Here is a 20,112-nt window from a genome sequence, read left to right on the forward strand (position 1 = left end):
GCGGCGGTCTGGTCAGACGGTCTCGCGGACGGCCCGGGCGAGGGTGCGCAGACCCTCGTCCAGTTCGTCGGGGGTGATGGTGAGCGCGGGCAGCAGCTTCACGACCTCGCTCTCGGGGCCGGACGTCTCGATGAGCAGGCCGAGTTCGAAGGCGCGCCCGGCCACCCGCCCGGCGCGGTCCTTGTCCTTGAACTCCAGGCCCCAGACGAGCCCGCGGCCCCGGTACTCCTTGACGTCGGCCAGGTTCTCCTCGGTGATGGAGATCAGCGCCTGCTCGACCTGCTCGCCGCGGGAGCGGGTCTGCTTCTCCATGGCCGAGCCGTCGGACCAGTAGGCCTCGAGGGCGGCGGCGGCCGTCACGAAGGCGGGGTTGTTGCCGCGGAAGGTGCCGTTGTGCTCGCCCGGCTCCCAGATGTCCAGCTCGGGCTTGAACAGGCACAGCGACATCGGCAGCCCGTAGCCGCTGATCGACTTGGACACCGTGACGATGTCGGGCACCACCCCGGCCTCCTCGAAGGAGAAGAACGCGCCGGTCCGGCCGCAGCCCATCTGGATGTCGTCGACGATCAGCAGCATGTCGCGGCGCTCGCACAGGTCGGCGAGGGCACGCAGCCACTCGGGCCGCGCCACGTTGATGCCGCCCTCGCCCTGCACGGTCTCCACGATCACCGCGGCGGGCTGGTTCAGGCCCGAGCCCTGGTCCTCCAGAAGCCGCTCGAACCACAGGAAGTCCGGGACCTGGCCGTCGAAGTAGTTGTCGAACGGCATCGGGGTGCCGTGCACCAGCGGGATGCCGGCGCCGGCCCGCTTGAAGGCGTTGCCGGTCACGGCGAGCGAGCCCAGCGACATGCCGTGGAAGGCGTTGGTGAACGACACGATCGACTCGCGGCCCTTCACCTTGCGCGCCAGCTTCAGCGCGGACTCGACGGCGTTGGTGCCCGTCGGGCCGGGGAACATCACCTTGTACGGCAGGTCACGCGGCCGCAGCACCAGGTTCTGGAAGGCCTCCAGGAAGCCGCGCTTGGCGGTGGTCGACATGTCGAGACCGTGGGTGACGCCGTCCCGCTCCAGGTAGTCGATCAAAGCCCGTTTGAGCACGGGGTTGTTGTGCCCGTAGTTCAGCGACCCGGCGCCGGCGAAGAAGTCGAGGTACTCGTGGCCGTCCTCGTCGTACATACGGCTGCCCTGGGCGCGGTCGAAGACGGTCGGCCAGTTGCGGCAGTAGCTGCGCACCTCCGACTCCAGGGTCTCGAAGACGCTCAGGTCGGGCTGGGTGATGGTCACGGATCGCTCCTCGAAGCGTGGGGGGCGGAAGAAGAAGGGGGCGAAGGGGGGAAGTTCAGAGGGAGAACGGGCCGATGCGGTACAGCACTTCGGGGTCGTGCGGTCCGTCGGGGAACTGGCCCGTCTCGAACAGCACCTCGCGCTCGACGGGCGCGCCGTGCCGCTGCGCGTACGACAGGAAGAGGCGCTCGGAGGCGGTGTTGCCCGGGGTGATGGTCGTCTCGACGGCGGACAGTCCGCGCTCGGCGGCCACCCGCGCGGTCAGCCCGTCGAGCAGCCGCGCGGCCAGTCCGCGACCGCGGTACGCCGCGTCGACGGCCACCTGCCACACGAGCAGGGTGCGCGGACGCTCCGGGCGTACGTACGCCGTCACGAAGCCGACGGGGCGCCCTTCGGCGTCGCGCGCCACGGCCGAGGTGCCGGCGAAGTCACGGCACCACAGCAGGTAGCTGTACGAGGAGTTCAGGTCGAGGGTGCGGGAGTCCTTGGCGATGCGCCAGAGGGCGGCCCCGTCGGCCACCTCCGGACGGTCGATCCGAAGGCCCTCCGGCATTTCCAGGAATTCCGCTGACAGGTCTGGGTGTGCGGCGGTCATGCGGATTGAATTTACCGACGGAAAGCAGAAAATGCATCGTCGGACGGGGTTACGTGCGGCGTCCTCGTGTGTTATCACGCGCCCGTGAAGGAGTGGCCGCGCCCACAACCGTATGACCGGGTTTGCGCGGAAAATACCGCAGAAATCGGGCGCGCTGTGGAGTGCGTCACAGCGATGTAACCCGTTGGAGATCCGCCCGAATTACGCCGGTTGGCGTTCGCTAAATCTTTGCGTTTAGCCGCCGAGATCCCGGGCAGAAGAAAACGGGAAGCTGTGCCGGAGTAATTCGGTTGTGAATTGGCATCAGGATAATCGCGTGGAGAGGATTTGCAATTCCCGGGGGCCTGACGGAGGTCGCGGGAGCCCGGCGGAGGCCCGGGGGAACCGGCGGAGGTCCCGTCACCCCCGCCGGTTCGTCGGTCCGCCCGTCCGCCGTCCCGTCGGCCGGTCGTCCCGTCGGTCGTCCCGGAATCGCCGGGTCCCGGGCCATCGGCTCCCGGATCGCCCGATAGCCGCATCGCCGGATCGCCGGATCGCCGGATGTCGGATCGTCGGATGCCGATCTTCGGAGCCCGGGGATCAGCCCCAGGCCCGCGCCACCGCGCGGCGCGCGCCCTCCAGGTCCACCGGGAAGCCGGACTCCGCCAGCGCGGCGCCCAGGCCCGCGAGGCTGGAGTGGACGGCGCCCCGGGTGGCGTCGGGGCCGTAGTGGTTCACGCGGATCATCGACCGCGCGAGCGCGCCGCCGCCCGCGGCGAGCGGCAGCGCCGGATCGGCGGCCAGCGCCGCGGCGACCAGCGCGGAGGCGTCCGCCTCCGCCGGCACCCGCAGGGTCGTCGCGACGGGCGCGGCGTCCGAGGCCTCGTGCACATACGGCTCCAGGCCGCCGCCGAGCGCCACCGCTCCCGCCCGGGTCGCCGCGGCGGCCGTGGCGTGCCGGGCCATCACCGCCTCCAGCCCCTCGCCCTCGATCCGCTCCACACACGCCTCAAGGGCCAGCATCTCCAGCTGCGCCGGCGCGTGCAGCAGCGCCGTGCGGCCCCCGTCCACCCAGCGCTCCTTCCAGTCCAGCAGCGACAGGTAGGAGCGGCGCGGAGCCGCCGGGTTCGCGGCCATCCGCGCCCACGCCCGCTCGCTCACCGACACCGCGGACACCCCGGCCGGCCCGCCCATCGCCTTCTGCGCCCCGATCACGCACAGGTCCACGCCCCAGGCGTCCGGCAGCACCGGCTCGGCGCCGATCGACGCGACGGCGTCCAGGTAGAAGAGCGCGCCGTGCGCGCGGACGACCTCGCCGATCTCGGCGACGGGGTTGGTGTTGCCGGTGGCGGCCTCGGCGTGCACCAGCGAGACGAAGTCGATCTCCGGGTGCTCGGCGAACGCCGCGCGGACCTGCTCGGCGGTGACAGCCGCGTGGAAGGGCACCGGCAGATCGATCACGGTCGCCCCGCAGTCCCGCAGCCAGTTCCCGAAGGTCTGCCCGTAGGGGCCGGTGATGACGTTGAGGGCGGTGGTGCCGGGCCCCGCGGTGCCGCGGATGGCGCCCTCCAGGGGCAGCAGCGCCTCGCCCTGCATGATCACCACGTCCTGCTCGGTGGAGAGCAGCCGGGCGACGCGGTCCTCGATCGACGCGAAGTGCGCGGCGCTCAGCGGCGCCAGGTCAAGAAAGGGGTGGGTCACGGCGGTGCTCTCTTCGCTCACAGGGGGTCGACGATCAGAGCGTATCCGGCGCCCACCGCACCGCCCTGACCGGCGAGTTCCGAGGCCGAACGGCCCAGAAGCCATCGGATTGATTTGAGGAACCCAAACATCTCCTTATAATCGGAACCCTCCGCTCCCCCCACAGGAGGTCCCCGTGAACCCCGTTCCCGGACGCCGGCCCCGCATCCTGGCCGCCATCACCGCCACGGCAGGGCTGCTGCTCGTGGCCGGCTGCTCCTCGGACGGCGGAGGCGGCAAGTCCACCACCGCCAACGGGGTTCCGCTGGTCAAGGCCGGTCAGCTCACGACCTGCACGCACCTTCCGTACCCGCCCTTCCAGTCGGAGATCGACGGCAAGGTGCAGGGCTTCGACGTGTCGCTCATCGACCTGGTCGCCAAGAACCTCGGCGTGAAGCAGGACATCGTCGACACGCCCTTCGAGAACTTCAAGACCGGCGCCTTCCTCAACTCCGAGCAGTGCGACCTCGCCGCGGCCGGCATGACGATCACGCCGGAGCGCAAGAAGAACGTCGACTTCTCCGACCCGTACTTCAACGCCACCCAGGCCGTCCTGGTCGACAAGAAGAGCGGCCTGAACTCGCTCTCCGACGTCAAGGCCAAGGGGAAGAAGCTCGGCGCCCAGGCGCAGACCACCGGCGAGGACTACGCGAAGAAGCAGGGCTTCGACCCGGTCTCCTTCGAGTCCTCCGACGCCGTCCTCAGCGGCCTGCGCAGCGGCCAGGTCCAGGCCGTCGTCATCGACTACCCGGTCGTCCAGGGCTGGCTGAAGGACAAGGCCAACGCCGACGCCTTCAAGGTGGTCGACAACCTCAACACCGGTGAGCAGTACGGCTTCACGGTGAAGAAGGGCAACACCAAGCTCGCCGCCGCCATCAACAAGGCGATCAAGGACGCGAAGGCCGACGGCACCTACAAGAAGCTGTACGAGAAGTGGATCGGCCCCTACGACGAGGCCGCCGCCTCCCCGTCCGCCTCATGAGTGATGCCGGCACACCGACCCAGCCCCGCCGCACCGGCCTGAGCCGGCGGCAGAAGCGCTCGCTCTCGCGGGGCGCCCAGTACCTGGTCTTCGCCGCCGCCGTGGCCGCCCTCGCGGTCACGGCGGACTGGGGCCGTCTGAAGAACCAGTTCGCCCAGTGGGACCTGGTCAAGCAGATGTTCCCGGACGTCATCACGCTGGCGCTGAAGAACACCGTCCTCTACACGATGTCCGGCTTCGTCGTCGGTCTCGTGCTGGGCATGGTCATCGCCCTGATGCGGCTGTCCTCGGTGGGCCCCTACCGCTGGGTCGCCGGGATCTACATCGAGATCTTCCGCGGCCTGCCCGCCCTGCTGATCTTCGTCTTCGTGGGCGTCGCCGTCCCGCTCGCCTTCCCGGGCACCGAGATCCCCGGCGGCACCTACGGCAAGGTCGCCCTCGCGCTCGGGCTGGTCTCCGCCGCCTACATGGCCGAGACGATCCGCGCGGGCATCCAGGCGGTGCCCAAGGGACAGATGGAGGCGGCCCGTTCACTGGGCTTCTCGCACGCCCGGGCCATGGTCTCGATCGTCATCCCTCAGGCGTTCCGCATCGTGATCCCGCCGCTCACCAACGAACTCGTCCTGCTCTTCAAGGACTCCTCGCTGGTGCTGTTCCTCGGCGTCACCCTGGAGGAGCGCGAACTCACCAAGTTCGGCCGCGACCTGGCCAGCCAGACCGCCAACTCCACGCCCATCCTGGTCGCCGGCCTGTGCTACCTGCTGGTGACGGTGCCGCTCGGGTTCGTCGTCCGGCGTCTCGAAGCGAAGACCGCGGAGGCCACCAAGTGAGCGCACCCGAGATCCAGGTCAAGGGCCTGCACAAGTCCTTCGGCGACAACGAGGTGCTGCGCGGCATCGATCTGGAGGTCGGCCGGGGCGAGGTGGTCTGCGTCATCGGGCCCTCCGGCTCCGGCAAGTCGACCCTGCTGCGCTGTGTGAACCTCCTGGAGGAACCCACCCGGGGCCAGGTGTTCGTCGGCGGCGCGGAGGTCACCGACCCGGACGTCGACATCGACGCCGTACGCCGCCGGATCGGCATGGTCTTCCAGCAGTTCAACCTCTTCCCGCACCTGACGGTGACCGGCAACCTGACGCTGCCGCAGCGCCGGGTGCTCGGGCGGGACAAGGCGGAGGCGGCCCGGACCGCCGCCGAGAACCTCACCCGCGTGGGGCTCGCCGAGAAGGCCGACGCCTACCCGGCCTCGCTCTCCGGAGGGCAGCAGCAGCGCGTCGCCATCGCCCGGGCCCTCGCCATGGGCCCGCAGGTGATGCTCTTCGACGAGCCGACCTCCGCGCTCGACCCCGAACTCGTCGGCGACGTGCTCGCCGTCATGCGGATGCTCGCCGACGAGGGCATGACGATGATGGTCGTCACCCACGAGATGACGTTCGCCCGCGAGGTCGCCGACCGTGTCGTCTTCATGGACGGCGGGGTGATCGTCGAGGACGGCACCCCGGCGCAGGTCATCGGCGACCCGGCCCACGAGCGCACCCGGCACTTCCTGTCCCGGCTCCTCGACCCGGCGATGGCGGAGGTCGAGGAGGACACGAAGGGCACGGCGGCGGACCGGCCGTAGGCCCGGGGGACCGGCCGCGGGGGGAGGCGTCGCGGCCGGCGGGCGGCTCACTAAGGTGCTGTGCATGAGCGATGACGCTGTGCTGCACGTGAAGGGGCGGGTCCTCGTCGGAGCGGAGGACGTCCGCGACGAGCTGTGGGTCGTCGGCGGCCGGATCTCCTACGAGCGTCCCGGCGCCGCCCGTGACGTCCGCACCGTCGAGGGCTGGGCCCTGCCCGGACTGGTCGACGCGCACTGCCATGTCGGCCTCGACGCGCACGGCCCGGTGCCGGACGAGGTCTCCGAGAAGCAGGCCCTCACCGACCGCGACGCCGGCACCCTGCTCCTCCGGGACGCCGGCTCGCCCTCGGACACCCGCTGGATCGACCGGCGCGACGACCTGCCGAAGATCATCCGGGCCGGCCGGCACATCGCCCGCACCCGCCGCTACATCCGCAACTACGCCCACGAGATCGAGCCCGAGGACCTCGTCGCGTACGTCGCCCGGGAGGCCCGGCGCGGCGACGGCTGGGTGAAGCTCGTGGGGGACTGGATCGACCGCGGCACCGGCGACCTCGGCGCCTGCTGGCCGCGCGAGGCCGTCGAGGCGGCGATCGCCGAGGCGCACCGGCTCGGCGCCCGTGTCACCGCCCACTGCTTCGCCGAGGACTCCCTGCGCGACCTGGTCGAGGCGGGCATCGACTGTGTCGAGCACGCCACCGGCCTCACCGAGGACACCGTCCCGCTCTTCGCCGAGCGTGGCGTCGCGATCGTGCCCACCCTCGTGAACATCGCCACCTTCCCGCGCCTCGCGGACGGCGGCGAGGCCAAGTTCCCCACCTGGTCGGCCCATATGCGCCGGCTGTACGAACGCCGCTACGACACCGTGCGCGCGGCCTACGACGCCGGCATCCCGGTCTACGTCGGCACCGACGCCGGCGGCAGCCTCCCGCACGGCCTCGTCGCGGCCGAGGTGGCCGAACTCGTCACCGCCGGCATCCCGCCCGTCGAGGCGCTGTCCGCCACCACCTGGCGGGCCCGGAGCTGGCTCGGCCGCCCGGGACTCGACGAGGGCGCGCCCGCCGACCTCGTGGTCTACGACGAGGACCCGCGCGCGGACGTACGGGTCCTGGCGGCGCCGCGACGGGTGGTCCTCGACGGGCGGATCGTCGGCTGACCGGAGCGGCTTCGCCGACGGGCGGGCGCGGTCGAGGTGGCCGCTCCGTCGGCGGGCGGGCGCGGGCGAGGGGAGCTGTTCCGTCGGCGGGCGGGCGTGGTCGACGGGAGCTGTTCCGTTGGCGGGCGGGCGCGGTTGACGGAACGTGACGATCCGGGCCGCGCGCTCGTTACGCACTCCCGTCCCCGCTCCGGCGCCCGACGCGGCGCGTCAACCAGCGCGTTCGCCCCCTGCTGTGGACCGAGTGACGCCGGGGAACAGCCGTGCCGCCGGATTCGAAGGCGTGCGCGGTAAACCCACGTACGGGTGAACTCACGCCAGGTTGCTGACTGTTCACTCTCAGTGCGTAATTCTTTCGGGGTCCCAGGCTTTCTCTTATGGGGGTCCCACCCTTGAACAGCACCAACTACCGTACGCCTGCACGCCGTTTCGCCGTCACGGCGGCGGCCACCGTCCTCGTCGCGGGTCCCACCGCGCTGGCCGGTGCGGGGTCCGCCCACGCGACCGGCGACCAGGGTCGCGCGAGCGCCGTCGTGCTCCGTACCGGGCTCGACATCTCCCTCCTCAACAAGACCGTGAACGTCCCGCTCGCGGTCTCGCTGAACGAGGTACAGGCACCGCGGAGCGCCGAGAAGACCGCGCTCACCGCCCAGTTGGACGGCGTCGACGGCGGACGCCCGTTCAGCGTGCTGCGCGCGGACGTCGCCAGCGCCAAGGCCACCGTCGCCGACGGGAAGGCCGAGGGCTCCACCCGGCTCGCCAACGCCGCGGTCCATGTTCCCGGGCTGCCGCGGCTGTCGGTCATCGAGCTGGAGGCGGTCTCCTCGAAGGCGACCTGCGAGGTGGGCAAGAAGCCCGTCGCCACCGCCAACCTGCTCGGATCGGTCAACGTCCTCGGCAAGAGGGTGACGTTGACCGCGGGGGGCCCGACGGAGGTGAAGGTCCCCGGTGTCGGCGAGGTGCGGCTCGACCTGTCCAAGACGGAGACGACGACCCGGACGGCCGCCGCGTCCGCGCTCGAACTCAAGGTGTCCATCAACCCGTTGAAGCTGAACGTGGCCGAGGTCGAGGGCACGCTGACACTGGCCGGGGCCACCTGCGAGACGCCTCCGGCGCCGGCCGCCCAGGAGGCGGAGCCCTCCGAGCCCGCCAAGCCCGCGGACTCCGCCGAACCGGTCACCGAGGTCAAGCCGCAGGGCGCCCCCGCGGAGGCGGGCCTCGCCGAGACCGGCGGCAGCTCCATGACGCCGTACATCGCGGGCGGCGCGGTGGCGCTGCTCGCCGCGGGCGGCGGAGCGGTCGCCCTCTCCCGCCGCCGCCGCGGCTGAAGTCCACCCTGACGGGCGGCCGGCCCGGCCCTTTCGCAAGGGGGGCGGGTCGGGGAGGTTGATGCCCCCGGCCGGGGGGGGCGCGCGGCCGGCCGCCCGAGTCCAGGGTTGTGCCCGGAGTCGGGCGCGGCCGGGGGGAGGGGCGGTCGGGCGTATAAGTCCGGGCCCGCCGCCCGGAGTCGGTCGGTACCTCGGGGCTGCGGCCGGGCCCTGAGTCCGGGCCCTGCGGCCGGGGTCATTCCCGGCCGGGGGAGATCGGCCGGTTGGCCAAGTCCGATCCTGCTGAACGGAGTTGTTCCCGGGCGGCGGGCGGCGGGCGGCGGGCGGCGGGCGGCGGGCGGCGGGCGTCTAAGGCCGGCCTTGTGCCCGGCGTCGTTCGCGGCCGGGGGGGGGCGGCCGGGGGCTGAGGCCGGGTCTGCGGCCGGAGTTGTTCTCAGCGGAGGGCGGTCGGGCGTCTCGGCCCGGGCCTCGCCGCCGGTTTCGCTCCCAGTCAGGGGAGCGCCGCCGGTTGCCTGAGCCCGGGCCTGCGGCCGGAGTTGTTCCCAGGCAGGGGGCGGGTGCCTGCGTTCGGGCCCGCTGCCCGGCGTCGTTCCCGGCCGGGGGCGCGGGTGGTTGCCCGTGTTGTGGTCCCCGGTTCCGCCTCGCTCCCCGGTTCCGGGAGGTGCTGACAGCAGCCTCCCGGAACCGGGGAGCGAGGCCGGTCAGTCGGTGCCCGCTGTCACCGCGCGGTCCAGTGCCTGGAGGAAGCGGTTGACCGTGGTGCGGTCCCGTACCGCGATGCGCAGCCACTCCTCGCCCAGGCCGGGGAACGTGTCCCCGCGGCGCACCGCGAAGCCGAGCCGGCGCAGGCCGCGCCTGACCCCGGCCGCGCGCGGCAGCCGGATCAGCACGAAGGGGCCCTCCGCGGGCTCCGCGACCTGTAGCCCGTCGGAGCCGAACTCCCGTAGTCCCGCGACCAGATGGGCGCGGTCCGTGGCGATCCGGTGGGCCGCGTGCGCCGCCTCCGCGAGCGCCTGGGAGGACATGCACGCCTCCGCCGCGGCGAGCGCCGGGGTGGACACCGGCCAGAGAGGCTGGGCCCGCTCCAGGGCGCCGATCGTCTCCGGGCCGGCGAGCGCGTACCCGATCCGCAGGCCGGCCAGCCCCCAGGTCTTGGTGAGGCTGCGCAGTACGACGAGGCCGGGCACGTCCGTGCGTCCGGCCAGCGCCTCCCGCTCCCCGGGCACCGCGTCCATGAACGCCTCGTCGACCACCAACACCCGCCCAGGACGCGCCAGTTGAGCGACCGTGCCGGCCGGGTGCAGGACCGACGTCGGATTCGTCGGGTTGCCGATCACGACCAGGTCGGCGTCCTCCGGGACGGCGGCCGGGTCCAGCCGGAAGCCGTCCTCCGCGCGCAGCAGCACCCGGCCCACCGTGTGCCCGGCGTCCCGCAGCGCGGCCTCCGGCTCGGTGAACTGCGGGTGCACGACCACCGGCCGGCGTACCTTCAGGGCGCGCGCGAGCAGCACGAAGGCCTCGGCGGCCCCCGCCGTGAGCAGCACCCGTTCCACCGGCAGCCCGTGCCGCGCGGCCACCGCGGCCCGCGCCGCCCGCCCGTCCGGGTAGGCGGCGAGACCGGTCAGCGACCCGGCGATCCGCTCGCGCAGCCACCGGGGCGGGGTGTCCGCGCGGACGTTCACGGCGAGGTCGGTGAGCGCGGAGCCGTCGTCGCGTACCTCGGCGTCCCCGTGGTGCCGCAGATCGTGCCCGCCCTCGGCGGCCTCCTCAGTGCGCATGGGAGTGCGCGTGCCCGCCGTGGTGGTGGTGCCCGTGGCCGTCGTGGTGGCCGTCGTCGTCCGGATGGAAGTGCGGCTGCTGGGGGAGCCCCACCTTGTCCTCGAAGCCGGGCAGCGCGATGCGGTAGACGCAGGAGTCGCAGTTCATCCGCAGGTCGCCCGCCACCGCCTCCCGGTAGCGCTCCATGACCAGGTCCAGCAGCTCCGGCTCCGGGCCGATCACCTCGGCGGAGCGCACCTCGACCTCCGGGTGGGCGGCGGCCCAGCCCTCGGTCTGCCGGGCCACCCGCTCCGGGAGGATGCCGGTGAACAGGAAGTACGGCAGGACCACGATCCGGCGCGCGCCGAGCTTCACACAGCGGTCCAGCCCGGACGGCACGTCCGGGGCGGCCAGCGACACGAACGCCGTCTCGACGCCCGCGTATCCGCGGCCCTCCCACAGCAGCCGGGCCGCCTTGTGCACCTCGGCGTTGGCGTCCGGGTCGGTGGACCCCCGCCCGACGAGCAGCACCGTCACGTCGGCGCGGTCCTCGGGCGTGCGGGCCGTCCCGCCGAGCGCCTCGTCCAGCCGCCGCTCCAGCACGGCGAGCAGCGAGGGATGCGGGCCCAGCGGACGCCCGTAGGTGTACGAGATCCCGGGGTGCCGTTCCTTCTCCCGGTTCAGGGCCGCCGGGATGTCGCCCTTGGCGTGCCCGGCGGACACCAGCATCAGCGGCACGGCCGCGAACCGGCGCACCCCGCGCTCGACCAGTTCGGTGACGGCCTCGCCGAGCGGGGGCGGCGACAGCTCGATGAACCCGCCGGCGACGGGCAGTTCGGGATGGCGGCGGCCCAGCTCCCGGACGAAGGACCGGAACGCCTCGGCTCCGGCCTCGTCCCGGGTGCCGTGGCCGGCGATGAGCAGCGCGGGGGGAGGGGTGGTCACGATGTCTCCTTGGCGGGCGCGGTGGCCTCGGTGGCCGCCGGGCTTCCGGCGGCCGTGGGGGTGGGGGTGGGGTGGTAGAGCAGGGCGTTGAGCGCGGCGGCCGCGACCGCCGAACCGCCCTTCTCCGACACGTTGCTGACGGCGGGCAGCCCGCTCGCGCGAAGCGCCGCCTTGGACTCGGCCGCGCCGACGAAACCGACCGGCAGACCGATGACGAGGGCGGGTTCGGCGTCCAGCAGCAGAAGTTCCTCAAGCGCGGTGGGCGCACAGCCGATCACCCACAGGGCGCCCGGCCCGACCTGCTCGTAGGCGAGCCGCACGGCGTGCGCGGAACGCGTCAGACCGGGCCCGGACACGGCGTCCCTGAGGCGGCAGACGGTGTCGCGGCGGGTGATGCCGGCCGCGACCATCTCGACGTCCACCACGACCGGCGCCCCGGCGTGCAGCGCGGTGTGCGCGTGCCGTAGGGCGTCCTCGTCGGTGACGAGGTCGCTCGCGTACTCCAGGTCGGCGGCGGAGTGGATCACCCGCTCCACCACCGCCCGGGTCAGCGGCGGGAAGTGCGCGGTGTCCAGCCGCGAGCGCAGCCGCCGGAAGGACTCCTGCTCGATCGGGTGGACGACCCGGTTCCCCGGGAACACCTGGCTCACTCGGATCCCTCCTGCCAGCGGTAGCCGCGCGGGGTGACCATGCGGCCGGCGATCTCACGGGTCGCCGTGTTGCCCACGGTCACCACGGTCATCATGTCGACGATCGCGGGGTCCAGGGACCCCAGCGTCGTCACCCGGCTCGACTCGTCCGGCCGGGAGGCGTTGCGGACGACCCCGACGGGCGTCGCCGGTTCCCGGTGCGCGCCGAGGATCGCCAGCGCCTTCGGCAACTGCCAGTCCCGGCCCCGGCTGCGCGGGTTGTAGAACGTCACGACGAGGTCGGCCTCGGCCGCCGCGCGCACCCGGCGCTCGATGACCTCCCACGGGGTGTGCAGGTCGGACAGGCTGATCGACACGTGGTCGTGGCCGAGCGGCGCCCCCAGGATCGCGCCCGCGGCCAGCGCGGCGGTCACCCCCGGCACCCCGACCACGTCGATGTCGTCGGAGGCCTCGGCCAGCGCCGGCGAGGCCATCGCGTACACCCCCGCGTCGCCGCTGCCGATGAGCGCCACCGCCTGACCGCGCCGCGCCTCGGCCACCGCCGTACGCGCCCGCTCCTCCTCGGCGCCGAGCCCCGACTCCAGGACGAGCGTGCCGGGCCGCAGCAGGTCGCGGATCTGGTCGACGTACTGGTCGAGCCCGACGAGCACCGACGCCCGCCGCAACTCCCTTACGGCACGCGGCGTGAGCAGGTCGCGGGCGCCGGGGCCGAGGCCCACGACGGCGAGCCGGCCGCGCACCGGCCTGCGTACCACCGCGACGGTCGCCATCGCGGGCGAGCCGTCCGCGCGCACCGACTTCCGCTTGGGGACGAGGAGTTCACCCCCGCCCGCCAGCGCGGCGGCCTCTGCCACGGAGGGGGTACCGACGGCGGCGAGCGGCGCGTCGGACGGGTTCGGGACCGGGACCGCCGCCAGCTCCTCGGCGCTGTGGGTGACCACCGGCACACCGAGCCGGGCGGCGGCGCCGAGGATGCCGGGCTCCCCGGACTTGGCTTCCACGGTGGCCAGTTGGGCGACCGAGCGCACCGACAGACCGGCGTCCCGCACCGCCTCCTCCACCAGCCCGAGCACCTCCTCCACGGGTGCGCCCCGGGAGGCGCCGACCCCGACGACGAGGGACGGCGGGCGCAGGACCACCTCACGGGCGGCGGGCGCCGGAGCGCGGTCGGAGACGCGGATCACGGCGGCTCCTTCCCCGGCGGGACTTCCGACGTTCGGCGGCAGCGCGGGCAGCGGCCAGACCGTCTCCGTGTCCAGGACCACCGGCTCGCCGTCGAGCACGGCCCGCGAGACGGCCGCGACATCACCTTCCACGGGCAGGCCGAGCGTGTCCAGGCCGGGCATCCCCACCGCGTCCGTCGCCGTCGTCACCACCGGCTCGGCGCCCAGCAACTCTCCCACCTCACGGGCCAGTTCGTTGGCGCCGCCCGCGTGCCCGCCGACCAGCGACACCGCGAACCGGCCCGCCTCGTCCACGCACACCACACCGGGGTCGGACGCCTTGCCGGCGAGCAGCGGCGCGACGAGCCGGACGACCGCGCCGGTGGCGAGGAAGCACACCAGGTGGTCGCACTCGGCGAAGGCCCGCCGCACGGCGTCCGCCACGGTCCCGTCGTACACCCGGGTACGCGCGGGCCAGGCGGCGGCCAGCCGGTCACGGGCCGCCGCGCCCGCCGCCGTGGCGGAGATCAGGCCGATCACTGGGGAACTCCTTCGGTACGGGCCGGAGGCCGGACGCCCCACAGCACGAAAACGGGGTTGGTCGCCGCGAGCCGGGACACGTCACCGGGCAGCGGGGCGAGCCGTGCGGACTGGAGCAGCACACCGTCGCAGTCGTAGCCGGCGGCGGTCAGGGCGTCCCGGACGGCCGGCACCCGGTCCAGCGCGGCCATGGCGACCACGACCGCCCGGCGCGCCCGGCGGGCACAGGCCGTGACGATGGCGGGCAGTTCCCGTCCGCCGCCGCCGATGAAGACGGCGTCCGGGTCGTCGAGGTCGGACAGCACGGTCGGCGCGGACCCGTGCACGACGTGCACGTCCACGCCGTGCGCGGCGGCGTTGGCGCGGACCCGCTCACAGCCGTCGAGGGTCTTCTCGACGGCGGTGACGGCGGCGCCGAACCGCGCGCACTCGACGGCCACCGAACCGGAGCCCGCGCCGACGTCCCACACCAGCTCGCCGAGCCGGGGCCCGAGCCGGGCCAGCGCCAGCGCCCGGACCTCGAACTTGCTGATCATCGAGTCGCGGTGGGCGAACTCGGTCTCCTCCAGGGCCCAGCGGGCGGGACCGGCCGGCGGACCGGCGAGGGTGCGCACCGCGCCGAGAGCCCGGGCGGGGTCCAGACACAGGACGACACTGACCGCGGTGCCCCAGTCGCGGGCGGCGGCCTCGGCGGGGGTGACCCGCTCGACGCGCTCGTTCTCCGGGTCGCCGAGGGCGCTCGCCACGACCAGCACCCGGTCCGCGCCCCGGTGCGCGAGGGCGGCGCCCAGCTCGGCGGGCCCCGCGCCGGGACCGGTCAGCACGCCCACCTTGGGCCGCGACCGGCAGACCTGGACGGCCGTGCGCGGATCGCGGCCGTGCGCGCTGACCACCACCGCGTCGTCCCAGGGCAGCCCGATCCGAGCGAAGGCGGCCGCCACCGAGGAGACCCCGGGCCGCACGTCCAGCCGCTCCGCCCCGAACCGCTCGGCCAGCGCCCGGACGATCCCGAAGAACCCCGGGTCGCCCGAGGCCAGCACCACCACCGGCCCGTCCGGCGACCCGGCGTCCGTGTACCCCGCGACCCGGTCCAGCGCCGGAGCCAGCGGCCCGAGCACCACCCGCTCGGCCCGCCCCGGCGGCTCCGCCGCCGCGAGATGGCGCCGGGCGCCCACGACGAGCCCGGCCCCGGCGAGCACGTCCCGCGCCCCTGGCGGGAGCGGCGCGCCGGTGCCCGTACCGATGACGGTGATCACCGCGGAGCGGTCCGGCGGGCCCGCCCTCCCGGCGCCGTCCGCCGTGCCGAGGACGTCCACGCTCATGACGCGGGCCCCTGCGCCGCGTCCCGGCGGGCGGCGCGCAGCTCGGCGCGCGCCTGCGGGTCGGCCTTGCGGAAGCCGTGGAAGTGGCCCGGGTGGTACAGGTGCGAGCGGGTGCCGCTCGCGTCCAGCGCCGGGCCGACCAGGAAGAGGGTGTGCTTCCAGAGCTTGTGCTCCTTGACGGTCTCCTCCAGCGTCCCGATCGTGCACCGCACGATCAGCTCCTCCGGCCAGGTCGCCTGGTGGGCCACCACGACCGGCGTGGACGTCGGATAGCCGCCCTCCAGCAGCTCCCGTACGAGCTGGCCGCTGCGGGCCGCCGACAGGAACAGCGCCATCGTCGTGCCGTGCTTGGCGAACTCGCGCACCTCCTCGCCGGGCGGCATCGGCGTCTTCCCGCCGCCGAGCCGGGTCAGGATCACCGACTGGGCCACCTCGGGGATCGTCAGCTCCCGCCCGGCCAGCGCGGCCACCGCCGAGAACGAGGAGACGCCCGGCACGATCTCGGTCGCGATGCCGAGCGCCGCGCACCGGTCCACCTGCTCCTGCGTGCCGCCCCACAGCGCCGGGTCGCCGGAGTGGATCCGCGCCACCCGCAAGCCCTGCTCACGGGCCCGCTCGTACACCGCGACGACGTCCTCCAGCGACATGGCCGCCGAGTCGAGGATCTCGGCGCCCTCGCGCGCGTGGCCCAGGACCTCGGCCTGCACCAGGCTGGCCGCCCAGATCACCACGTCGGCCTCGGCGATGGCGCGCGCGGCACGGAAGGTCAGCAGGTCGGCGGCGCCGGGGCCGGCACCGACGAAGGTCACTTTGCCGGTGGGGGCATCGGCCATGGGAATTCGGTCCTCTCCTACGGAAAAACTGGGGTGATGCGGCACATCAGCGGGCACCGGGCAGGCCCCGAAGGTGCGCGAACGGGGGTTGATCGGATAGCAAGGGCCTATGGCGGTCCTCGTCGCGCTCGGCGCGTTCCTGATGACGCTGGCCGGCGGCTGGACGGCACAGCGGGTGACCGACCGCCGCCATCTGGTCCTCGGACTGGCCGGCGGCCTGATGCTCGGGGTGGTCGGCCTCGACCTGCTGCCGGAGGCGCTCGACGCGGCGGGCCGCGAGGTGTTCGGCGTACCGGCCGCGCTGCTGCTGTTCGTGGCCGGCTTCCTGCTGGCCCATCTGGTCGAACGGCTGCTCGCCCACCGGCAGGCCGCGCACGGTGGCGACGAGCACGACGGACGCGCGCCCGAGGTGGGCCTGACGGCGGCCGGCGCCATGGTCGGGCACAGCGCGATGGACGGCGTCGCCATCGGCGCGGCCTTCCAGGTCGGCGGGGGCATGGGGCTCGCCGTGGCGCTCGCGGTCGTCGCCCACGACTTCGCGGACGGCTTCAACACGTACACGATCACCAGCCTGTACGGGAACGCCCGCCGCAAGGCCCTGTTCATGCTGTTCGCGGACGCGGCGGCCCCCGTGGTGGGCGCCGCCTCCACGCTGTTCCTCACCATCCCCGAGGGGCTGCTCGGCGGCTATCTCGGCCTCTTCGGCGGGGTGCTCCTCTACCTCGCCGCCGCCGAGATCCTTCCCGAGGCGCACCACGAGCACCCGGCCCGCTCCACCCTGCTGTGCACGGTCGCCGGCGTGTGCTTCATCTGGCTGGTGGTGGGCATCGCGAGCTGAGCCCGCGCAGCCCCGCGACTGCGCGGGACGGGCCGCGTGCGCCGGACGGGCCGCGTGCGCCGGACGGGCTGTACGCGTGGGACCGGGCGCGTGTGCCGGACCGGCTACGTGTGCCGGAAGCGCCGTGCGGGCCGCGTGCGCCGGGCGGGTGGCGGTCACAGTTTCCCGCCGCGTTTCCCGTCGCGGGGCGCGGGCGCGATGAGCGTCGAGAGATACGGCAGCGGCTCCCCGTCGAGGTCGTCCGCCCGCCGGATCGACTCGCCCTCCAGGCCGAGCGCCGACCCCCACACCGCGGCCTCGATCCGCCCGCTCTCCCGCAGCGCCTCGGCGACCTCCCGCGCCTGCCGGCCGAACTTGTACGCGACGACCGTCCCCGGCCCGTTCAGCGCGTCCTTCAGCACGGCCGCGCCCGCCGTCACCGGGACCAGCGTCAGCGGCTCGGTCCCCTCGGTGAGCACCGCGCCGGAGCGGGCGGCGAGATCCTGCATGGCGGTGATGCCCGGCACGCTCTCCACGACCGTGCCCGGAACCAGCTCGCCGATGGTGTGCGCGAGATAGGTGAACGTCGAGTACACGTTGGGGTCCCCGATGGTCGCGAACGCCACCGTGGCGTGCCGGGCGAGGAGGTCCGCGACCCGGGCGCCCGCCGCGTCCCAGGCGGCCTCGCGCCGGGCGTGGTCGCTGCGCTCGTTCAGCGCGAACACCACCCGCAGCACCTTCTCCTCCGGCACGTAGTGCAGCACGGTCGCCTCGGCGCGCCCCCGCTCCCCGGTGTCCATCACGGGTACGACGACGACCTCGGCGGCGCGCAGCGCGTTGACGCCCTTGACGGTCACCAGTTCGGGGTCGCCGGGGCCGACCCCGACTCCGATCAGCTTGCTGCTCATGACGTCAGGCACCTCTCCACGAACCGACGGGCCACACCGGGCTCGGACGCCCAGTGCGTGTGCAGATAGCTCGCGTGCACACCGCGCCACACGAAACCTTCGACGCGCCGCTCCGGCGCGCGCACCCCCCAGGCGGGGGCCGGGCCGGCGCCGGGCTCGACGACGGTCCGGTGGAACTCGTGCCCGCGCATCCGGGTACCGGCCGCGGCGAGCACACTGTCGCCGACGGCCACGGCGTCCCGGTAGCCGAGGGTGAGCCGCTCGTGCATCCGGGCCGCGGCGTCGATCACCCCGCACATCGGCTGTCCGTCGAGTTCCCGGGCGAGATAGAGCAGCCCGGCGCACTCGGCCGCGACCGGCGCCCCGGCCGACGCCAGCTCCGCGACCGCCTTGCGCAGCGGCTCGTTGGCGGACAGCTCGGGCGCGTACACCTCGGGAAACCCGCCACCGATGACCAACCCGCCCGTCCCTTCGGGCAGTTGCTCGTCCCGGAGCGGATCGAAGGGTACGACCTCGGCACCGGCGGCGCTGAGCAGTTCGGCGTGCTCGGCGTAGGAGAAGGTGAAGGCGGGCCCACCGGCGACGGCAACGCGCCGCACTCCGACGGGAGTTGACCCCGGGGAGACGGAGAGCGTCGCCCCGCCTGCCGTGGAGCCGGAGCCGTGGAGCACGCGGGGAGCCGTCGCCCCGGCGGCCGTGTCGCCCGAGGCCCGCACCGGGGCGCCCGAGGTCCGCACGGCGCCGCCCGAGGTCCGGGCGGTGCCGTCCGAGGTCCGGGCGGTGCCGTCGGAGGTCCGCACCGCGTCGCCCGAGGTCCGCACCGCGTGCGCCGGTGACCAGTCCCCGTCCGCCGGCGACCAGTCCCCGTCTGTCGCCGGCCGGTCCGCCCCACCCGACGGCGACCACACCGCCTCCGCCGCGTCCCACGCCGCGCCCGGCAGAGCGCCCGCCCCGCGCGCCAGCGCGAACAGCCCCTCCAGGTCGCAGCCGGCGCGCACCCGCGCGGCCATCGCCTCGACCGCCTCGACCGCCTCCGCGTGCCGCTCGGCGACCGGCACGAGCCCCAGGTGCCGTGACGGGGTGCCGACCCGCGCGGAGCGCCGCAGCGCGCCGAGGACCGGCACCCCGGAGGCGTCCAGCGCCTCGCGGAGCATGGCCTCGTGCCGGTCGGACCCCACCTTGTTGAGGATCACCCCGCCGATGCGCACCTCCGGGTCCCAGGAGGCGAAGCCGTGCACCAGCGCGGCCACCGACCGGGACTGCGAGGAGGCGTCCACCACCAGCACCACGGGCGCCCGCAGCAGCTTCGCCACCTGCGCCGTGGAGGCGAGTTCACCCTCCCCGGCGGCACCGTCGTACAGGCCCATCACGCCCTCGACGACCGCGAGATCACAGCCGCGCGCGCCGTGCGCGAACAGCGGCGCGATCAGCTCGGTGCCGCACAGGTAGGAGTCCAGGTTCCGCCCCACGCGCCCGGTGGCGAGCGCGTGGTAGCCGGGGTCGATGTAGTCGGGCCCCACCTTGTGCGGGGACACGGCGAGCCCCCGCGCGGCGAAGGCCGCCATCAGCCCGGTGGCCACGGTGGTCTTGCCGCTGCCCGAGGAGGGCGCGGCGACGACCAGCCGGGGAACGGAGGACATCACCACTCGATGCCCCTCTGGCCCTTCTGGCCGGCGTCCATCGGGTGCTTGACCTTGGACATGTCGGTCACCAGATCGGCCAGCTCGACCAGCTTCTCGGGGGCGTTGCGGCCGGTGATGACGACGTGCTGGGTCCCGGGCCGGTCCCGCAGCACCTCCACCACCTCGTCGGTGTCCACCCACCCCCAGTGCATCGGGTACGCGAACTCGTCCAGCACGTACAGCCGGTACGTCTCGGCGGCCAGGTCCCGCTTGACCTGCTCCCAGCCCTCGCGGGCCTTCTCCTCGTTGTCCATCTGCGCGTCGCGCTGGACCCAGGACCAGCCCTCGCCCATCTTGTGCCAGTCGACGGTGCCGCCCTCGCCGGAGGCGCCGAGGACCCGCAGCGCGTTCTCCTCGCCGACCTTCCACTTCGCCGACTTGACGAACTGGAACACCCCGATGGGCCACCCCTGGTTCCAGGCGCGCAGCGCGAGCCCGAACGCGGCCGTCGACTTGCCCTTGCCGATCCCCGTGTGCACCACGACCAGCGGACGGTTCCGCCGCTGACGCGTCGTCAGTCCGTCGTCCGGTACGACACTCGGCTGTCCCTGCGGCACTACGCGGCCCTCCTCGACGTCCCCTGCGCATCCCGCACCAGCCCGGCGAGGGAGTCCGCGCGCAGCGCGTCCAACGTCACCGCCGTACCGCCCAGTTCATCCGCGAGCCGCCCCGCGAGCCCGAGCCGCACCGGCCCCGACTCGCAGTCGACGACCACCGAGGCGACCCCGCCGGCCGCGAACAGCCGCGCGGCCCGGCCGGCCGTCGCGACCGGTTCCGGCCCGCCGGTGGCGCGCCCGTCGGTCACCAGGACG

At 74.0% G+C, this 20,112-nt stretch carries 18 protein-coding genes and 1 pseudogene; 6 read left to right on the forward strand and 13 right to left on the reverse strand.

Annotated features, from left to right (window positions below; all coding sequences use genetic code 11):
* Positions 1-12 precede the first annotated feature (12 nt).
* The 3 genes from ectB to AB0912_RS23860 form a co-directional block, all read right to left on the reverse strand.
* The gene (gene ectB / locus AB0912_RS23850; RefSeq protein ID WP_366702962.1) at positions 13-1,284 is read right to left on the reverse strand and encodes a diaminobutyrate--2-oxoglutarate transaminase; all 1,272 of its coding nucleotides are present in this window, start codon (positions 1,282-1,284) and stop codon (positions 13-15) included.
* A 55-nt stretch (positions 1,285-1,339) separates the two neighbouring features.
* Entirely contained in the window at positions 1,340-1,879 is a 540-nt protein-coding gene (ectA, locus tag AB0912_RS23855) for a diaminobutyrate acetyltransferase (protein ID WP_366702964.1), read from the reverse strand.
* 579 nt (positions 1,880-2,458) lie between these two features.
* On the reverse strand, positions 2,459-3,559 hold the full coding sequence (locus tag AB0912_RS23860; protein WP_366703005.1) for an aminotransferase class V-fold PLP-dependent enzyme: 1,101 nt from the start codon (positions 3,557-3,559) through the stop codon (positions 2,459-2,461).
* A gap of 175 nt (positions 3,560-3,734) precedes the next feature.
* Between AB0912_RS23860 and AB0912_RS23865 the strand changes: the two genes are divergently transcribed.
* From AB0912_RS23865 to AB0912_RS23885, 5 genes are all read left to right on the forward strand, one after another.
* On the forward strand, positions 3,735-4,580 hold the full coding sequence (locus tag AB0912_RS23865; RefSeq protein WP_366702966.1) for a transporter substrate-binding domain-containing protein: 846 nt from the start codon (positions 3,735-3,737) through the stop codon (positions 4,578-4,580).
* Positions 4,577-5,410: an amino acid ABC transporter permease gene (locus AB0912_RS23870; protein WP_366702968.1), complete on the forward strand. Its 834-nt coding sequence runs from the start codon at positions 4,577-4,579 to the stop codon at positions 5,408-5,410. Before AB0912_RS23865 ends, AB0912_RS23870 begins: the two co-directional genes overlap by 4 nt.
* Positions 5,407-6,198 (forward strand): amino acid ABC transporter ATP-binding protein, encoded by a 792-nt coding sequence (locus tag AB0912_RS23875; RefSeq protein ID WP_366702970.1) that lies wholly within the window; start codon positions 5,407-5,409, stop codon positions 6,196-6,198. The genes AB0912_RS23870 and AB0912_RS23875 overlap by 4 nt, the downstream gene beginning before the upstream one ends.
* Positions 6,199-6,262: 64 nt before the next feature.
* The gene (locus tag AB0912_RS23880; RefSeq protein WP_366702972.1) at positions 6,263-7,354 is read left to right on the forward strand and encodes an amidohydrolase family protein; all 1,092 of its coding nucleotides are present in this window, start codon (positions 6,263-6,265) and stop codon (positions 7,352-7,354) included.
* Positions 7,355-7,746: 392 nt separating this feature from the next.
* Positions 7,747-8,682 (forward strand): SCO1860 family LAETG-anchored protein, encoded by a 936-nt coding sequence (locus AB0912_RS23885; protein WP_366702974.1) that lies wholly within the window; start codon positions 7,747-7,749, stop codon positions 8,680-8,682.
* A gap of 701 nt (positions 8,683-9,383) precedes the next feature.
* Here AB0912_RS23885 and cobC read toward each other — a convergent pair.
* The 6 genes from cobC to cobM all read right to left on the reverse strand — a co-directional run bounded on the left by cobC (position 9,384) and on the right by cobM (position 15,893).
* A complete protein-coding gene (gene cobC, locus AB0912_RS23890) occupies positions 9,384-10,460 on the reverse strand; it encodes an Rv2231c family pyridoxal phosphate-dependent protein CobC (RefSeq protein WP_366702976.1) in 1,077 nt (358 codons plus the stop codon).
* Positions 10,450-11,385, reverse strand: coding sequence for a sirohydrochlorin chelatase (locus tag AB0912_RS23895; protein ID WP_366702978.1), 936 nt, complete (start codon positions 11,383-11,385; stop codon positions 10,450-10,452). Before AB0912_RS23895 ends, cobC begins: the two co-directional genes overlap by 11 nt.
* Positions 11,382-12,035, reverse strand: coding sequence for a precorrin-8X methylmutase (locus tag AB0912_RS23900; protein WP_366702980.1), 654 nt, complete (start codon positions 12,033-12,035; stop codon positions 11,382-11,384). The genes AB0912_RS23895 and AB0912_RS23900 overlap by 4 nt, the downstream gene beginning before the upstream one ends.
* Positions 12,032-13,738: a precorrin-3B C(17)-methyltransferase gene (cobJ, locus tag AB0912_RS23905; protein ID WP_366702982.1), complete on the reverse strand. Its 1,707-nt coding sequence runs from the start codon at positions 13,736-13,738 to the stop codon at positions 12,032-12,034. Before cobJ ends, AB0912_RS23900 begins: the two co-directional genes overlap by 4 nt.
* Positions 13,735-14,994 carry a precorrin-6y C5,15-methyltransferase (decarboxylating) subunit CbiE gene (gene cbiE, locus AB0912_RS23910; RefSeq protein ID WP_366703007.1) on the reverse strand — a complete coding sequence of 420 codons (1,260 nt, stop codon included), beginning with the start codon at positions 14,992-14,994 and terminating at the stop codon, positions 13,735-13,737. The genes cobJ and cbiE overlap by 4 nt, the downstream gene beginning before the upstream one ends.
* A 62-nt stretch (positions 14,995-15,056) precedes the next feature.
* The gene (cobM, locus tag AB0912_RS23915) at positions 15,057-15,893 is read right to left on the reverse strand and encodes a precorrin-4 C(11)-methyltransferase (RefSeq protein WP_366702984.1); all 837 of its coding nucleotides are present in this window, start codon (positions 15,891-15,893) and stop codon (positions 15,057-15,059) included.
* A 109-nt stretch (positions 15,894-16,002) separates the two neighbouring features.
* Here cobM and AB0912_RS23920 point away from each other — a divergent pair, with 109 nt between their 5' ends.
* Positions 16,003-16,731, forward strand: coding sequence for a ZIP family metal transporter (locus AB0912_RS23920; protein WP_366702986.1), 729 nt, complete (start codon positions 16,003-16,005; stop codon positions 16,729-16,731).
* Between the two features lie 155 nt (positions 16,732-16,886).
* Here AB0912_RS23920 and cobI read toward each other — a convergent pair whose 3' ends face one another.
* The 4 genes and pseudogenes from cobI to AB0912_RS23940 form a co-directional block, all read right to left on the reverse strand.
* On the reverse strand, positions 16,887-17,618 hold the full coding sequence (gene cobI / locus AB0912_RS23925; RefSeq protein ID WP_366702988.1) for a precorrin-2 C(20)-methyltransferase: 732 nt from the start codon (positions 17,616-17,618) through the stop codon (positions 16,887-16,889).
* The gene (locus AB0912_RS23930) at positions 17,615-19,258 is read right to left on the reverse strand and encodes a cobyrinate a,c-diamide synthase (protein ID WP_366702990.1); all 1,644 of its coding nucleotides are present in this window, start codon (positions 19,256-19,258) and stop codon (positions 17,615-17,617) included. The genes cobI and AB0912_RS23930 overlap by 4 nt, the downstream gene beginning before the upstream one ends.
* Positions 19,258-19,857, reverse strand: a complete 600-nt coding sequence (cobO, locus tag AB0912_RS23935; protein ID WP_366702992.1) for a cob(I)yrinic acid a,c-diamide adenosyltransferase — start codon at positions 19,855-19,857, stop codon at positions 19,258-19,260. The genes AB0912_RS23930 and cobO overlap by 1 nt, the downstream gene beginning before the upstream one ends.
* Positions 19,857-20,112, reverse strand: a pseudogene (locus tag AB0912_RS23940) (magnesium chelatase); the annotation flags it as partial. The gene cobO and the pseudogene AB0912_RS23940, both read right to left, overlap by 1 nt.

The sequence above is a fragment of the Streptomyces sp. NPDC007084 genome, assembly GCF_040703595.1.
Lineage (GTDB): Bacteria > Actinomycetota > Actinomycetes > Streptomycetales > Streptomycetaceae > Streptomyces.

What these genes read in the sequence shown, in the direction of transcription:
- ectA (WP_366702964.1), bottom strand. Translation starts at nt 1,879, where the DNA reads ATGACCGCCGCACACCCAGACCTGTCAGCGGAATTCCTGGAAATGCCG.
- AB0912_RS23870 (WP_366702968.1), top strand. Translation starts at nt 4,577, where the DNA reads ATGAGTGATGCCGGCACACCGACCCAGCCCCGCCGCACCGGCCTGAGC.
- AB0912_RS23880 (WP_366702972.1), top strand. Translation starts at nt 6,263, where the DNA reads ATGAGCGATGACGCTGTGCTGCACGTGAAGGGGCGGGTCCTCGTCGGA.
- cobC (WP_366702976.1), bottom strand. Translation starts at nt 10,460, where the DNA reads ATGCGCACTGAGGAGGCCGCCGAGGGCGGGCACGATCTGCGGCACCAC.
- cobM (WP_366702984.1), bottom strand. Translation starts at nt 15,893, where the DNA reads ATGGCCGATGCCCCCACCGGCAAAGTGACCTTCGTCGGTGCCGGCCCC.
- AB0912_RS23920 (WP_366702986.1), top strand. Translation starts at nt 16,003, where the DNA reads ATGGCGGTCCTCGTCGCGCTCGGCGCGTTCCTGATGACGCTGGCCGGC.
- cobI (WP_366702988.1), bottom strand. Translation starts at nt 17,618, where the DNA reads ATGAGCAGCAAGCTGATCGGAGTCGGGGTCGGCCCCGGCGACCCCGAA.
- AB0912_RS23930 (WP_366702990.1), bottom strand. Translation starts at nt 19,258, where the DNA reads ATGTCCTCCGTTCCCCGGCTGGTCGTCGCCGCGCCCTCCTCGGGCAGC.